At 47.3% G+C, this 13,366-nt stretch carries 16 protein-coding genes and 1 pseudogene; 4 read left to right on the top strand and 13 right to left on the bottom strand.

From position 1 onward, the window contains the following. Nucleotides 1-9: 9 nt before the first annotated feature. The 9 genes and pseudogenes from JCM10519_RS26245 to JCM10519_RS04270 all read right to left on the bottom strand — a co-directional run bounded on the left by JCM10519_RS26245 (nucleotide 10) and on the right by JCM10519_RS04270 (nucleotide 7,713). On the bottom strand, nucleotides 10-249 hold the full coding sequence (locus JCM10519_RS26245) for an N-acetylmuramoyl-L-alanine amidase (RefSeq protein ID WP_347843088.1): 240 nt from the start codon (nucleotides 247-249) through the stop codon (nucleotides 10-12). 185 nt (nucleotides 250-434) lie between these two features. Then, nucleotides 435-890, bottom strand: a complete 456-nt coding sequence (locus tag JCM10519_RS04305; RefSeq protein ID WP_054738072.1) for an AsnC family transcriptional regulator — start codon at nucleotides 888-890, stop codon at nucleotides 435-437. An 80-nt stretch (nucleotides 891-970) separates the two neighbouring features. Next, a pseudogene (locus JCM10519_RS04300) lies at nucleotides 971-2,255 on the bottom strand (LL-diaminopimelate aminotransferase). Between the two features lie 17 nt (nucleotides 2,256-2,272). Next, on the bottom strand, nucleotides 2,273-3,085 hold the full coding sequence (gene dapF / locus JCM10519_RS04295) for a diaminopimelate epimerase (RefSeq protein ID WP_054738071.1): 813 nt from the start codon (nucleotides 3,083-3,085) through the stop codon (nucleotides 2,273-2,275). Between the two features lie 15 nt (nucleotides 3,086-3,100). After that, the gene (locus tag JCM10519_RS04290; protein WP_054738070.1) at nucleotides 3,101-3,649 is read right to left on the bottom strand and encodes an ANTAR domain-containing protein; all 549 of its coding nucleotides are present in this window, start codon (nucleotides 3,647-3,649) and stop codon (nucleotides 3,101-3,103) included. A 34-nt stretch (nucleotides 3,650-3,683) separates the two neighbouring features. Further along, nucleotides 3,684-5,021, bottom strand: a complete 1,338-nt coding sequence (gene glnA / locus JCM10519_RS04285; protein WP_054738069.1) for a type I glutamate--ammonia ligase — start codon at nucleotides 5,019-5,021, stop codon at nucleotides 3,684-3,686. Between the two features lie 158 nt (nucleotides 5,022-5,179). Beyond that, nucleotides 5,180-6,979 carry a heavy metal translocating P-type ATPase gene (locus JCM10519_RS04280; protein WP_347843087.1) on the bottom strand — a complete coding sequence of 600 codons (1,800 nt, stop codon included), beginning with the start codon at nucleotides 6,977-6,979 and terminating at the stop codon, nucleotides 5,180-5,182. Between the two features lie 86 nt (nucleotides 6,980-7,065). Further along, nucleotides 7,066-7,290: a cation transporter gene (locus JCM10519_RS04275; protein WP_054738068.1), complete on the bottom strand. Its 225-nt coding sequence runs from the start codon at nucleotides 7,288-7,290 to the stop codon at nucleotides 7,066-7,068. A gap of 36 nt (nucleotides 7,291-7,326) precedes the next feature. Further along, complete coding sequence (locus JCM10519_RS04270; RefSeq protein WP_054738067.1) at nucleotides 7,327-7,713, bottom strand: metalloregulator ArsR/SmtB family transcription factor; 387 nt, start codon at nucleotides 7,711-7,713, stop codon at nucleotides 7,327-7,329. Nucleotides 7,714-8,093: 380 nt separating this feature from the next. Between JCM10519_RS04270 and JCM10519_RS04265 the strand changes: the two genes are divergently transcribed. From JCM10519_RS04265 to JCM10519_RS26235, 4 genes are all read left to right on the top strand, one after another. Further along, nucleotides 8,094-8,774, top strand: a complete 681-nt coding sequence (locus tag JCM10519_RS04265; RefSeq protein ID WP_347843086.1) for an ATP-binding cassette domain-containing protein — start codon at nucleotides 8,094-8,096, stop codon at nucleotides 8,772-8,774. A gap of 78 nt (nucleotides 8,775-8,852) precedes the next feature. After that, the gene (locus JCM10519_RS04260; protein ID WP_347843085.1) at nucleotides 8,853-9,713 is read left to right on the top strand and encodes an ABC-2 family transporter protein; all 861 of its coding nucleotides are present in this window, start codon (nucleotides 8,853-8,855) and stop codon (nucleotides 9,711-9,713) included. Nucleotides 9,714-9,726: 13 nt separating this feature from the next. Next, nucleotides 9,727-10,161: an ABC-2 family transporter protein gene (locus JCM10519_RS26240; RefSeq protein ID WP_347843084.1), complete on the top strand. Its 435-nt coding sequence runs from the start codon at nucleotides 9,727-9,729 to the stop codon at nucleotides 10,159-10,161. Next, nucleotides 10,158-10,520 (top strand): ABC-2 family transporter protein, encoded by a 363-nt coding sequence (locus JCM10519_RS26235; protein WP_347843083.1) that lies wholly within the window; start codon nucleotides 10,158-10,160, stop codon nucleotides 10,518-10,520. Before JCM10519_RS26240 ends, JCM10519_RS26235 begins: the two co-directional genes overlap by 4 nt. A gap of 61 nt (nucleotides 10,521-10,581) precedes the next feature. Here JCM10519_RS26235 and JCM10519_RS04250 read toward each other — a convergent pair whose 3' ends face one another. The 4 genes from JCM10519_RS04250 to JCM10519_RS26230 are packed head-to-tail and all read right to left on the bottom strand — an operon-like array spanning nucleotide 10,582 to nucleotide 13,312. Next, the gene (locus JCM10519_RS04250; RefSeq protein WP_054738066.1) at nucleotides 10,582-10,932 is read right to left on the bottom strand and encodes a NifB/NifX family molybdenum-iron cluster-binding protein; all 351 of its coding nucleotides are present in this window, start codon (nucleotides 10,930-10,932) and stop codon (nucleotides 10,582-10,584) included. A gap of 44 nt (nucleotides 10,933-10,976) precedes the next feature. After that, complete coding sequence (locus tag JCM10519_RS04245; RefSeq protein WP_054738065.1) at nucleotides 10,977-12,341, bottom strand: MATE family efflux transporter; 1,365 nt, start codon at nucleotides 12,339-12,341, stop codon at nucleotides 10,977-10,979. Nucleotides 12,342-12,362: 21 nt separating this feature from the next. Continuing rightward, nucleotides 12,363-13,052, bottom strand: coding sequence for a GH25 family lysozyme (locus JCM10519_RS04240; protein WP_347843082.1), 690 nt, complete (start codon nucleotides 13,050-13,052; stop codon nucleotides 12,363-12,365). Next, nucleotides 13,004-13,312 carry a hypothetical protein gene (locus tag JCM10519_RS26230; RefSeq protein WP_347843081.1) on the bottom strand — a complete coding sequence of 103 codons (309 nt, stop codon included), beginning with the start codon at nucleotides 13,310-13,312 and terminating at the stop codon, nucleotides 13,004-13,006. The genes JCM10519_RS04240 and JCM10519_RS26230 overlap by 49 nt, the downstream gene beginning before the upstream one ends. Nucleotides 13,313-13,366: the final 54 nt, after the last annotated feature.

The raw sequence follows: 13,366 nt of genomic DNA, 5'->3' as shown, positions 1-13,366 counted from the left end.
CAGTTTTATTTAAGCTTCGCCTATGTTTTTGGCCAGCATGCCCGGTGCCCCTTTATCTTCAAATACAATAACCTCTATTCCGGAACCGGTACCTGGAACCGGCATGGCATTTCTGTGAATGGAAACAAGGAAGTCTGCTTCCGTTTCGTTGGCCATGGTGGCCTTCTCAAGGGGCGTATTATAGGTATCGTCAGTTCTGGTATACCTGACATCAATTCCGTTGTCTGCAAGAATTCTTCCCACAGCCATCGCAAGCCTTAAGTTATCATCTTTTTCCTGCCGTCCGCCATAGGACGCACCTGGTCCGTGCCGCCGTGACCGGCATCTATTACTACGATCATTCTCTCAGCCAAAAGAAAAACTCCCTTCACATACTTCTATTATATAAAGTATGTAAAAGCAGCCTTCTCGGTACCACTTTTTTTGTACCACATTTATTCTTTTTCTCCTAATTCCGCCATTACATCCATATCTCTTGGCCCTACCGGAGTAGAAAATACGATCTGGGTGCTGGTCTTTCCATATTTCTGCAGCTGCCCAATAAAAATGTCCAGCTCCATGGTACTTGGAAAGGCCACCTTGACCAGCATGGAGTATTCTCCTGTGACGCAGTTGCACTCCAGCACATTGGAAATGGACTCCATTTCCCCATAAAACCGGATCTTATCCGCCGGAGAAACATCAAGACTTACAAATGCGGTAATGTGATATCCCAGCTTCCTTGAATCCACCGCAGCATGATATCCGGTGATGATTTTTTCCCGCTCCAGCTTTTCAATTCTGGCGGAAACTGCGGGAGAAGACAGAAAGGTGGTTTCCGCTATATTCTTTAGGGATGCCCGGGCATTCTCTTGTAATGTCTTCACTATTTTCTTATCGATGTCATCCATTTCTTCCTCCCAAAAAGAAGAAAAGCGTCAGTACCGCCAGGGCACCGAACGCTTTTGTTCTTTTAAATCAAACTCCACTTTTATGGATCTTTCTTAAATTTATCATAACCAATCATCAAAAACTTGTCAATGCTTATTTTTTTAAGGGATGGCATTTTCTTAATCCGGTCAATGGCCTCCAGGGTATTCTCATAGGTGCCAAATGCGGTCAAACGGAAGTATCCTTCGCCGCTTGGCCCAAATCCGCTTCCAGGAGTTCCCACCACGCCGGCCTCTTCAAGGAGGCGGTCAAAAAAATTCCCAGGAGGTCATTCCCGCCGGTACCTTTAACCAGATATATGGGGCGTTGACGCCGCCGTAAACCTGGCAGCCAGCTTCCTTTAGTCCCATGTAAATGACTTTTGCATTTCTCATGTAATAGGCCACCTGTTCCTTTAGCTGGGCTTTTCCCTCGGCCGAATAGACCGCTGCCCCTGCCTTCTGAACGATGTAGGGGGCACCGTTAAATTTGGTTCCATGACGTCTGGCCCATAGAGAATGAAGGGAAACCCCTCCCCTTTTCAAGGCCTTTGGAATGACGGTAAAGCCCAGGCGGACCCCGGTAAAGCCTGCATTTTTGGAAAAGGAACGAAATTCGATGGCACAGGTGTTCGCACCTTCGATCTCAAAGATGGAATGGGGCACATCATCCTGAGCGATATAAGCTTCATAGGCAGCATCATAAAGGATCACTGCGCCATTGGCATTGGCATAATCCACCCATACCTTTAACTGGTCCCTTGTCAGGGTCGTACCGGTGGGATTGCCTGGAACGCATAAGTAAATGAGATCCGGTGTCTCTTCAGGAAGCTCCGGCACAAAATGGTTCTCAGCCGTACAGGGCATATAAATCACATTGCTCCACTTACCTGCCTCTTCCTCATATACCCCTGTTCTTCCTGCCATGGCATTGGAATCCACATAAACCGGATAAACCGGGTCACAGACTGCGATACGGCAGCTTTCATCAAAGATCTCCTGGATATTTCCGCAATCGCTCTTTGCCCCATCCGAAACAAAAATCTCATCAGGGGATATGTCACAGCCTCTGGCAATGTAATCTTCCTTTGCAATGATTTCCCTTAAAAATCCATAGCCCAGGTCCGGCGCATAGCCATGAAAGGTCTCCTTATGCCCCATCTCATCCACAGCTTCATGAAGAGCGTTTATAATGACTGGCGCAATGGGCTGGGTCACATCGCCGATTCCCAGCCTGATGATCTTCTTTTGGGGATTTGCCTCAGTAAAGGCATTTACCTTTTTTGCAATGGTAGAAAAAAGATAGCTTCCCGGAAGCTTTAAGTAGTTTTCATTGATTTTTACCATAGGTTCCTCCTGTTACCTTAAAGATTATTTATGTCGAATTTTCCCTCAAACACCTCTACTGCCGGTCCGGTCATGAACACATGGCCGCTTCCTTCCCGGTCCCAGTGTATGGTCAGATTGCCGCCTTTTAATTCCACCTCCACAGTGTGGGAGGTGCGGCCGCTTAAGGCAGAGGCAACCGCGCTGGCAGTGGCCCCTGTCCCGCAGGCCCAGGTTTCCCCGCTCCCCCGCTCCCACACCCGCATGCGGATGTAATTCCGGTTCACCACCTGGATAAATTCCGAATTCGTCCGTTCCGGGAAGCGTTCATGGTTTTCAAAAGCAGGTCCAATGGCCTCTAAATCCAGGCCGTCAATGTGATCCATATAGTAAATGGCATGGGGATTTCCCATGGAAATGCCGATGAACTCATAGTCCTTTCCGTCAATGCAGATGGGCTCCGGTACCTGACTGGTGATCTCCGGCACTCCCATGTCCACCGTGATCTGAACAGCCCTGCCATTCTCAGGCTTAACCTTTAAGTGCTTGATCCCTGCCCCTGTCTCCACATCGAATTCCGTCTTTTCCACCAGATGATGATCGTAAACATATTTTCCCACGCAACGGATGCCATTGCCGCACATCTGGCTCTCCGTGCCGTCGGAGTTGAACATCCTCATGCGGCAGTCCGCTGTTTCTGACGGGTAGATAAGGATCAGCCCATCAGATCCAATGCCAAAATGGCGGTCGCTGACCTTTTTCGCAAGCTCCTCCGGAGCTTCCACGGATTCTTCAAAACAATTGATATATACGTAGTCGTTACCGATTCCCTGCATCTTTGTAAATTTCATCATTCTCTCCCATAACTATCGATTGATCAGGCTCATGATCATCTGGGCGGTTTCCACCATATTGGTTCCGCTGTCCATGCTGCATTTCTGGATGTACCGGTAGGCATCCGTCTCAGACATATGGTTCCGTTCCATCAAAAGCTCCTTTGCCTCTCTGATCAATTCTTTCTCTTCGCCGCTCCGCTCTTTTGGCTGGCTTTTTAACTTCTTCCGCCTTTTGGCAAGGGATTCCACCATCATTTCCAGGGTGCTTACCAGGTCCTGTACCTTTAAAGGATGGCCAAGACAGACCACACCTTCAGGCGCTCTGCCGCTCCACTGGCTGGGGGACACCAAAAGAAGCATCTGCATGCCTTTTGGAAGACATTCGTAAAGCTCGTAAAATACCATATCTGCAAACCTGCAGCCACATACAACGATTCCACTGCCCAGCTCGTCGGCGCTGTTTACCGCCTGGGCACCGGAGGTGCAGACCGCTGCTACCGTAAAGCCGTTTCTCACAAGAATATTTTTAATATTTTTTGCATCCTCTTCTCTGGAAAATGCCACTATCACATTGGTCAAACACTCTCACCTCCAGATAATCGTACCAGAAACATTAATATTTATACAGGTATTCTTCTACTTCCCAATCTGTTACCTGGGCCCGGAACAGATGCCACTCGGTTTCCTTGGCTTCCAGGTATTTGGTAAAGATGTGTTCGCCCAGCACTTTTTTCATAAAATCGTCCTTACGGAAGGCTTCGATGGCTTCTCCCAGGGTCTCCGGCAGATGCTCAATTCCCTTTTCCAAAATCTCCTCCGGCAGCATGGCGAAAATGTTCCTGTCAACGCTCTCCGGCGGAGTCATCTCCTTTTCGATCCCATCAAGGCCGGCAGCCAGACAAGCGGCTAAAGCCAGGTATGGGTTGACGGCAGGATCCGGGCAGCGAAGCTCGATCCTTGTTCCTGCTCCTCTGGAAGCCGGGATGCGGATTAAGGGGCTTCTGTTTGCCTTGGCTGACCATGCAATGTAAACCGGGGCATCGTATCCGGGAACAAGACGCTTATAGGAATTGACCAGCGGATTGGTGAGTATGGTCATCCCTTTCATATGATAAAGGATTCCGGCTATGAACTGGTAGGCAACCCTGCTTAAGCCAAGCTCATCGGATGAGTCCTCAAACATATTGCTGCCCTTTAAATCAGACAGGGACATGTTGATGTGCATTCCGGAGCCATTGACGCCTGCCTTGGGCTTTGGCATAAAGGTAGCGTGAAGTCCGTGGCGCTTGGCAATGGACTTTACCGCCATTTTAAAAGTCATGATGTTATCCGCTGTCACCATGCCCTCTGCATACTGAAAATCGATTTCGTGCTGCCCCGGCGATATTTCATGGTGGGAAGCCTCGATCATGAATCCCATTTCTTCCAGATTCAGCACCATGTCCCGGCGGACATTCTCAGCCAGGTCAATGGGCGCCACATCAAAATAGCTTGCCGTTTCATGGGTATCCGTTGTGGGACGTCCCTCTTCATCCGTATGGAAAAGAAAGAATTCACATTCTGGTCCCGCATGGAATTCAAATCCCATGTCTTTTGCTTTCTTTATCACCTTTTTGAGCACGAATCTGGGGTCGCCTTCAAAAGGCGTCCTGTCCGGACTATATACATCGCACATCAGGCGGGCAACCTTCCCCTGCTGGGGACGCCACGGAAAGATCTCAAAAGTATCAAGATCCGGGTAAAGATACATATCGGATTCTTCTATTCTCACAAAGCCTTCAATGGAAGAACCGTCAAACATGCAGCGGTTATCAAGAGCCTTCCCAAGCATGCTTTTTGTAATGGCAACATTCTTAAGCATACCGAAAATATCAGTGAACTGAAGACGGATAAATTCCACATCCTCTTCTTCTACTATCCGGAATATATCTTCTTTGCTGTACTTGCTCATAATGCTATCTCCCTTCTTAAAAAACCATAAAAACCCCGCTTTCCTGTAACAGGAAAAAAAAGGGTAGGCGAATACAGTCTCACATCAATGGACCATCTTCGCACCACCCCGTCATATGTGTAAAATATAACAGCTAGAAAAAAAATTTGTCAATATTTTTATTTATTACTTTGATATGCTAAAGCCCGGATGGCATTTAAAATAGCAAGTACCGAGACGCCTACGTCTCCAAATACGGCTGCCCACATAGTCGCAATTCCTGCCGCCGACAACAGAAGAATGAGCACTTTCACACCAATGGCAAAAATGATATTCTGCTTAACAATTCTGGCGGTTTTTCTTGCGATTGCAATGGCATCAATAATCTTTGACGGTTCATCTGTCATGATCACCACATCCGCGGCTTCTACTGCCGCATCGGAGCCGATTCCTCCCATGGCGATTCCCACATCTGCCCGGGCAAGGACCGGAGCGTCATTGATACCGTCGCCTACAAAGGCCAGGTTAAGCCCTTCCTGTTTCCTTGATAACAGCTCTTCTACCTTTCCAACCTTATCACCGGGAAGCAGTCCTCCGTGAACCTCGTCAAGACCCAGCCTTTCTCCAACCGCCTGACCAACCTCCGGCTTATCACCGGTCAGCATCACCAGCTTCCTGACTCCGGCCGCCTTTAATCCTTTTAAGGCCATGGGCACATCTTCGCGAATGGTGTCGGAAATGGTAATGGAGCCAAGATAGCGCCCTCCATCCGCCACATAAAGAGATGTTCCTGTTACAGGCCCCTGGTCAGTGATTGCAATTCCCTGCTGCTCCATAAGCCTTGCATTGCCGATATAAAGTTCATGCTCTCTGTCATCCTCTTTAATCTCTGCTCTGATGCCATATCCTGCAATTTCTTCCACACTGTCGATAAAACTCTCATCAACAGGTTTTCCATAGGCTTCCTTCACCGATAAGGCAATGGGATGGTTGGAATGAAACTCACCATAAGCCGCCAGCCTTAAAAGCTCTTCCTTTGTTCCTTCCACAGGGTCTACATCTGTAACCTTAAATTTCCCTGTTGTAAGGGTTCCTGTCTTGTCAAAGACAACTGTCTCCAAAGAAGCCATGGCTTCCAGGTAATTGCTTCCCTTCATAAGAATTCCATGTCTGGAGGCAGCGCCCAGACCTCCAAAAAAGCTTAGAGGCACGGAAATCACCAGCGCACAGGGACAGGAAACAACCAGGAAGCTGCAGGCACGGTAAATCCAGGTTCCCCATTCACCGCCAAATACAAGCGGAGGAATCACTGCCAGGATAAGCGCCAGGCCTACCACCACCGGTGTATAGATTTTTGCGAACCTGGTAATAAAGTTTTCGGCCTTTGCCTTTCTAAAGCTGGCATTTTCCACCAGCTCCAGAATCTTTGCAACCGTAGAGTCATCAAAGATCTTTGTTACCTCAACCTCCAAAACACCGTTTAAGTTGATGGAACCGCTGAATATCGCATCCTTTTCCTTCACTTCCACAGGCATGGATTCTCCGGTCAGGGCCTTGGTATCCAGCCCTCCGTTCCCCTTTACAACGATGCCGTCAAGGGGTACCTTTTCTCCCGGCTTTATTACGATCCTATCCCCAACAGACACTTCATAAGGGTCTACTTTCTCTTCTTTCCCATCCCTAAGAAGGTTGGCATATTCCGGATTAATATCCATAAGCTCGGTGATTGACTTTCTGGACTTGTTTACCGCGTAGTCATTAAAGAGTTCACCCACCTGGTAAAACAGCATAACTCCTACCGCTTCTTCCAAAGCCCCGATACCGATAGCGCCGAAGGTTGCCACTGACATGAGAAAGTTTTCATCGAAAATCTGGCCGTTTTTAATATTCCGAAGTGCTCTTAAAGGAATATCATATCCTGCTGCCAGATAAGAGATCAAAAAGAGCATCCAATACCCGGCGGTTTTTTTCTTCCACAAACATTCCTGCTGCAAAAAACAAGGCGCTGACTACAAGTCTTATTGCCATCTGTTTCTGTTTCTTTGTCATAGCCTCTCCTTTTCTCTTACCGCAATACCTTAAATTCTGCTTCCGGCTCAATTTTATTTGATATCTTTCTTGCCGCTTCCATAATTTCATCTGATCTGTTTTCTTCGACTTCCATGGTCATCCGCTGGGTCATAAAGCTTAAGGATGCGCTTTCCACACCGTCTAATTTTTTTACCTCTTCTTCAATCTTGGCTGCACAGTTGGCACAGCATAAACCTTCCAGCTTAACAATCTTTTTCATAACCTATACTCTCCTTTTTCATTTATTATTATTATCTTAATCACTCATTGATATGCTCCATCCCTGGGCCAGAATCGATTCGATATGGCCGTCGGCAAGGGAGTAAAATACGGTCTTTCCTTCTCTGCGGAACTTCACCAGACGCATCTGCTTCAAGATCCGAAGCTGATGGGAAATGGCTGACTGCCCCATTTTCAGAAGATTGGCAATATCGCACACGCACATCTCCGACTGACTGAGTACGTAGAGGATTTTTATCCTGGTAGCATCACCAAACACTTTGAAAAAATCCGCCAGATCAAGAAGCTCCTGATCCTGGGGCATGGCCTTTAACACCTGATTTACCACGTTTTCATGAACGCAGATAAAATCGCATTGGTCGATTTCATAATCCTGAATGTTTTTTTTGTTATCCTGCTCCATTTGGTACCTCCTTAATCCTAATATTATTATATGAACAACTGTTCATATGTTTATATTATCACTTTTTCATGATTTGTCAAGCATTTTTTTCTGCCCACTTGACAGCCTTTAACGGCGGTGGTAGACTAAAGTTCCTTTTCCAATCTAATCTCACATCTGATATTCAGGAAAAGAGAATATTGATACCACGGTAGAGTCCCCGGAAACGGATAATTTCTGATTTCGGAGAGCAGCGTTTTCATTGGTTGATCCAATGGCGCTCACCGCTTGGCAAGATATTGGGATCCTCTGACTGGTCATGACAAGTTTCTTATTTTAATAAGAACTGCCCGCTGCCGGAAAGAACGGATTCACAAATATTACTACCAGGAGGAACCTATATGATTCAAGTGGAACACATGAACAAGACCTTTAAGGTCTCAAGAAGAAGTGCCGGCTTTTCAGAAGCTTTAAAGGCCCTTTTTCACAGAGAGGCGGAAATCATCCACGCTCTTTACGATATTTCCTTTACCATAGGAGACGGAGAAATGGTAGGCTATATCGGACCTAACGGAGCAGGTAAAAGCTCCACCATCAAAATTCTAAGCGGAATACTCACACCGGATAACGGCACCTGCCTGATCAATGGCCGTATCCCATGGAAGGAACGCAGGGAGCATGTAAAGGACATTGGCGTTGTGTTCGGCCAGCGCAGCCAGCTTTGGTGGGATGTCCCCATCCTTGATTCCTTTGAACTGCTCCGCGACATCTACGAAATCCCCACAAACCAATACCAGGAAACCCTTGATGAGCTGACCGGGCTTTTATCCTTAGGTGAGCTTTTGCGCACTCCGGCCAGGCAGCTGTCATTGGGCCAGCGGATGCGCTGTGAGATCGCAGCCTCCCTTCTCCACAGGCCTAAAATCCTGTTTCTGGATGAGCCACCATTGGTCTGGATGCAGTATCCAAGCTTGCAGTCCGGGACTTCATCCGAAAGCAGAACCGGGAACACAAGACTACGGTCCTTCTTACAACCCATGATATGCAGGACATTGACGCTCTGGCAGACAGGGTCCTCTTAATTGGGAGAGGACGGCTGCTTTTGGACGGTACTCTTTCCGATTTAAAATCCCACCGTCCCAGGGAAGAGGCCACACTGGATGAGATCATTGCCGCCCTTTACCGGGATTACCGGATATAGGAGGAAAAATTATGAAAAAAATACTGGTCTTTTTTTCCGCATCCGTTTTATCCACGGACTTCAATACCGGGCAGCCGCCCTTTCCGGCATTGTCACCCAGTTCATATGGGGAACCATGGAGCTTCTTTTATTCCGGGCCTTTTATGAAGCTGCACCGGAAAGCTTTCCCATGGAATTCCAGGCACTTTCCACCTACATATGGCTCCAGCAGGCATTTCTGGCCCTTTACATGACCTGGTTCTGGGAAGCTGAGCTGTTTCAATCCATTACCACCGGAAATGTAGCCTACGAGCTATGCCGCCCTGTCCGCCTTTACCATATGTGGTTTACCAGGAGTCTTGCGGTCCGCCTTTCCAAGGCAGTCCTGCGGTGCATGCCTATCCTTTTGTTCGCCTGGCTGCTGCCGGCTCCTTACGGCCTTGCACTTCCCGGAAACATCCACACATGGTTTTTTTACCCTTTTGTCCATGACCCTGGGGCTTCTTTTTGTGGTTGCCTTTGGTATGGTGGTATACATGTCCGTTTTTTTTACACCATTTCCTCCCAGGGAATCAAACTGATCGTCACCTCCCTTTCCGAGTTTTTAAGCGGTGCGGCCATCCCTCTTCCTTTCCTGCCGGACGGGATCAGGGAATTTGTGAACTTTTTGCCTTTTGCATCGGCCCAGAATGTTCCTTTCCGGATATTCGGCGGCGACTTGAAAGGATATGATATGTATGCAAGCCTTCTGGGACAGGTATTCTGGCTGGCAGTGTTCCTTGTTATCGGTCAGGTCATGGAACGGGGTGCCTTAAAGCGCCTTGTGATCCAGGGCGGTTGAAAGGAGGGATACCATGAATTCAATCCGGTTATATGAAAAATATCTTCTCATACACTTAAAAAGCATGATGCAGCATAAGGCTTCTTTCCTTTTAACCACCATAGGACAGTTTTTAATATCCTTTAATATATTTCTTGGAGTCCGCTTTATGATGGACCGTTTTAAAGAAGTAAAGGGCTTTTCCTACGGAGAGGTTCTGCTCTGTTTTTCCATTACGCTTATGGCCTATACGATTGCTGAGGCCATCTTCCGAAGCCTGGACACCTTTGAAACCATCATCGGGAACGGAGAATTTGACCGCATCCTTCTCCGGCCAAGAGGCAGCCTGTTTCTGGTCCTATGCAGCAAAATAGAGCTGACCAGAATCGGCCGGCTTTTACAGGCCGCTGTTATGCTTGCCTATGGCCTGAATTTCAGTTCCATCACCTGGAACCTGTCCGGGTTGTGACCGTTATCCTTATGATCACAGGAGGGGTGGCGGTGTTCGCAGCCATTTATCTGATTTTTGCCTCCATATGCTTTTTCACCCTGGAGGGACTGGAGTTTATGAATGTATTTACTGACGGAGCAAGAGAATATGGGAAATATCCCATTGGCATCTATGGGAAAACTCTTCTGACCATCTGTACTTACCTGGTTCCCTTTGCCCTGTTTCAGTATTATCCCTTTTATATCTTACGGGAAAGGCGTCTGATCCCCGGTACAGCCTTCTTCCTCTGGCCGCCTGTCTCTTTTTGGTTCCTGCCGGCCTTTTGTGGAAGTTTGGACTGTCCCGTTACCAGTCAACCGGTTCTTAATCAGAAATGAAAAGACCGTGGAGCAAACGGAATCTTCTGATTCCGTTTGCTCCACAGTCTTTCTTTAAGGTTTAGTGTCCGTGTTTTCCATGATGGCTGCAGCACGCTTCCAGGTTATAATTTAAGCTTCCGTCCAATAAAGCTTCCACCGCAGGATCCGCAGCGCCGGATACTCCGGGATATAACCGGATTCCTGCCTTGCTTAAAGAGGTTCTGGCGCCCTCTCCGATTCCGCCGCAAATCACGGCATCAGCGCCCAGCCCTTTTAAGAACTCCGCCAATGCACCATGTCCGCTTCCCTCTGTATCAACTACCTCCGCGGATGCTATCTTTTTCTCTTCTATCTGGTAAACCTTAAAATGCTCTGTTTTTCCAAAATGCTGGAATATTTCCCCGCTGTCATAAGTTACTGCAATCTTCATAAATACGACCTCCATTTCCAGGATTCATTATTTCCTGCCATGTGTCAACAGTTTTCCGTCTCTTTTTTTCTAATGACCCGTTCAAACACCAGTAAAGTCACGGTCAGTGACACGGCTACGCTGATAAAATCCGAAACAGGCTCTATATAAAATATTTTTTCAATACTAAACCAGACCGGTATAAGAGCGGCACCGCCTAGAAATATCACCTTCCTGAACATGGAAAGGGAAATTGCGACTTTTGCGGCTCCCATTCCCACAAATCCGTCTACGACCGCATACTGCAGGGCCAGAGGTATGATGCCCATGGTATAAATCTTAATAGCCCATACCGTCAGATTCACGTAAGCCTCATTTTTAGTAAAGATGAGTACAAAATACTCAGGAACCGTATGAGCCAGGATAAACATTATGGTGGTAAATCCAAGAGCCAGACCTGAAATATGAAGGCTTGCCTTTTTAATCCTGTCAGGCCTTCCCGCTCCGTAATTATACCCTAATATGGTCTGGGTCCCGCCGGTGATCCCTCCAAGAGGCATGGTAACCATCAGCATAAAGCTTTGTACGATGGTCATGCAGGTGAGAAGCATGTCTCCCTGGCCCTCTCCGCCGTAATGCTGGATCATCATGTTTAAGAATATGATTAAAATATTATCAAATGCAATGATGAGAAAAGGACTTAAGCCCAGCAGCAGAACCCGTTTCATGATCTGCCAGTCATAACCGCCAAAGGTGATCCGGATAGGGGGCTTATTTCCAAACAGGAACCGGAGCACATAGATGCAGGAAGCCATCTGAGACAGAACCGTGGCGATTGCAGCTCCCCGTACCTCCAGGCCAAACACAAACATAAACACCGGGTCCAGAATGATATTGCATACGGCCCCTAAAAGAACCGACTTCATACCAGTTTTTGCAAAGCCCTGACAGATGATGAACTGGTTCATCCCTGTTGACAAAAGAGCAAAAATAGTGCCCAACAGGCATATGCTAAGGTAATCATTGGCATAAGAAAAAGTCGCTTCGCTGGCTCCAAACCACATCAAAAGCCTTTCTTTTACCATAAAGGCAGAAACGGTGATCACCACCGACAGAACCGTTAAAAGCAAAAAACAGTTTGCCAGGATCTGACTGGCCGCCCGCTGGTTTTTCTCCCCCATGCGGATGCTCATTAAAGGAGAGCCTCCTACGCCTACTAAAAAAGCAACAGAGGAGATCATGGTCACAATGGGGCCGCAGATTCCTACCCCTGCCAATGAAATCTCACCTGTTCCGGCGATATTCCCTATGTACATTCGGTCTACAATGCTGTAAAAAACACTTACAAACTGGGCCAGCATGGAGGGAATTGCCAACCTCCACACCAATCCTCTGATTTCATCTGTATCTAAATTATTTTCTGTCTTCACGTCAAAACTCCATTAATCCTGTCATTGTACCATGGCTCCGTCAGAGCCAAAGGTGTAGGTAACTCCGTCTATATCCATGGTCGTATCATGAATCATGATGCCATTGGAATCAAGATAATACCAGGTGCCTCCCACCTGGATCCAACCGGTCTGTTTTACATAATTTTTGGTATAATACCGGTTTCCGTCAATACTTTTCCAGCCTTCCGAAGGAATCAGGGCGCTGTAATCCGCAAAGGAGAACTCAATGGTAACATCTCCATCGATCCCTTCCACTCTTCCCTGGTCCGTGCACTGCCAGATGGTACGGTTCTTATAGTTGTTTACAGAGCCATATCTGGCATACCAGACATCATAGGGTATCTGTTTCATATCAATGTAATTGGTCAGCCATTTGTTGTTGGCATAGACCACCGGCCGGTATCCTGCATCCGAAATGGTCTTGCAGAATGCATTGATATTGTCCGTAATCTGCTGCTTTGATAAACGATTATCAAGAAGGTGCTGGGATTCCACATCATATGCAATGGGATAGGAAATCTGGTAATCCTTCACCATCCGAAGGACATACCTGGCTTCCTCTATTGCAGTCTGGGTATCAAGAGCCTGGGTGTAGAAAAACACACCGGTCTTTAGCCCGCCTTCCGCTGCTCCTTTCATATTTATGGAATAATAGGGATCCATGTCATTGAGATAACCGATCCGCACCATGCAAAGGAAATTCCATCCTGTGCCACCTTCTTCCAATCGATCCCAACCTTTGACTCATTCTGGCGGTTCTGATACTTTGATACGGTAATTCCCTTTTCCAGAGCGCCTTCAATAGGGATACCGGAGGCATCCACATATTGTCCGTTTTCCAGCTTCCATGCCTCCGAAGAAAATCCGTCCTTGGGTACTGCGGTTGCTTTTAAGGTCATAATACCGGCTGTAAGGCATAACGCGATTCTCAGCTTTGTATTCTTTTTCATCGTTTCCTCTTTCCTGCCCATGCTTTCCAGGTATACGGGCATACCCCCATGGTG

Source organism: Clostridium sp. NkU-1 (genome assembly GCA_001312405.1).
This window is presented reverse-complemented; position numbering and strand designations above follow the sequence as displayed.

What these genes read in the sequence shown, in the direction of transcription:
- JCM10519_RS04305 (WP_054738072.1), bottom strand. Translation starts at nt 890, where the DNA reads ATGGATGACATCGATAAGAAAATAGTGAAGACATTACAAGAGAATGCC.
- JCM10519_RS04265 (WP_347843086.1), top strand. Translation starts at nt 8,094, where the DNA reads ATGATTCAAGTGGAACACATGAACAAGACCTTTAAGGTCTCAAGAAGA.
- JCM10519_RS04260 (WP_347843085.1), top strand. Translation starts at nt 8,853, where the DNA reads ATGAGATCATTGCCGCCCTTTACCGGGATTACCGGATATAGGAGGAAA.
- JCM10519_RS04275 (WP_054738068.1), bottom strand. Translation starts at nt 7,290, where the DNA reads ATGAAAAAGATTGTTAAGCTGGAAGGTTTATGCTGTGCCAACTGTGCA.
- JCM10519_RS04250 (WP_054738066.1), bottom strand. Translation starts at nt 10,932, where the DNA reads ATGAAGATTGCAGTAACTTATGACAGCGGGGAAATATTCCAGCATTTT.
- JCM10519_RS26245 (WP_347843088.1), bottom strand. Translation starts at nt 249, where the DNA reads ATGGCTGTGGGAAGAATTCTTGCAGACAACGGAATTGATGTCAGGTAT.
- JCM10519_RS26230 (WP_347843081.1), bottom strand. Translation starts at nt 13,312, where the DNA reads ATGAAAAAGAATACAAAGCTGAGAATCGCGTTATGCCTTACAGCCGGT.
- JCM10519_RS26240 (WP_347843084.1), top strand. Translation starts at nt 9,727, where the DNA reads ATGAATTCAATCCGGTTATATGAAAAATATCTTCTCATACACTTAAAA.
- JCM10519_RS04270 (WP_054738067.1), bottom strand. Translation starts at nt 7,713, where the DNA reads ATGGAGCAGGATAACAAAAAAAACATTCAGGATTATGAAATCGACCAA.
- dapF (WP_054738071.1), bottom strand. Translation starts at nt 3,085, where the DNA reads ATGAAATTTACAAAGATGCAGGGAATCGGTAACGACTACGTATATATC.
- glnA (WP_054738069.1), bottom strand. Translation starts at nt 5,021, where the DNA reads ATGAGCAAGTACAGCAAAGAAGATATATTCCGGATAGTAGAAGAAGAG.
- JCM10519_RS04240 (WP_347843082.1), bottom strand. Translation starts at nt 13,052, where the DNA reads ATGGTGCGGATCGGTTATCTCAATGACATGGATCCCTATTATTCCATA.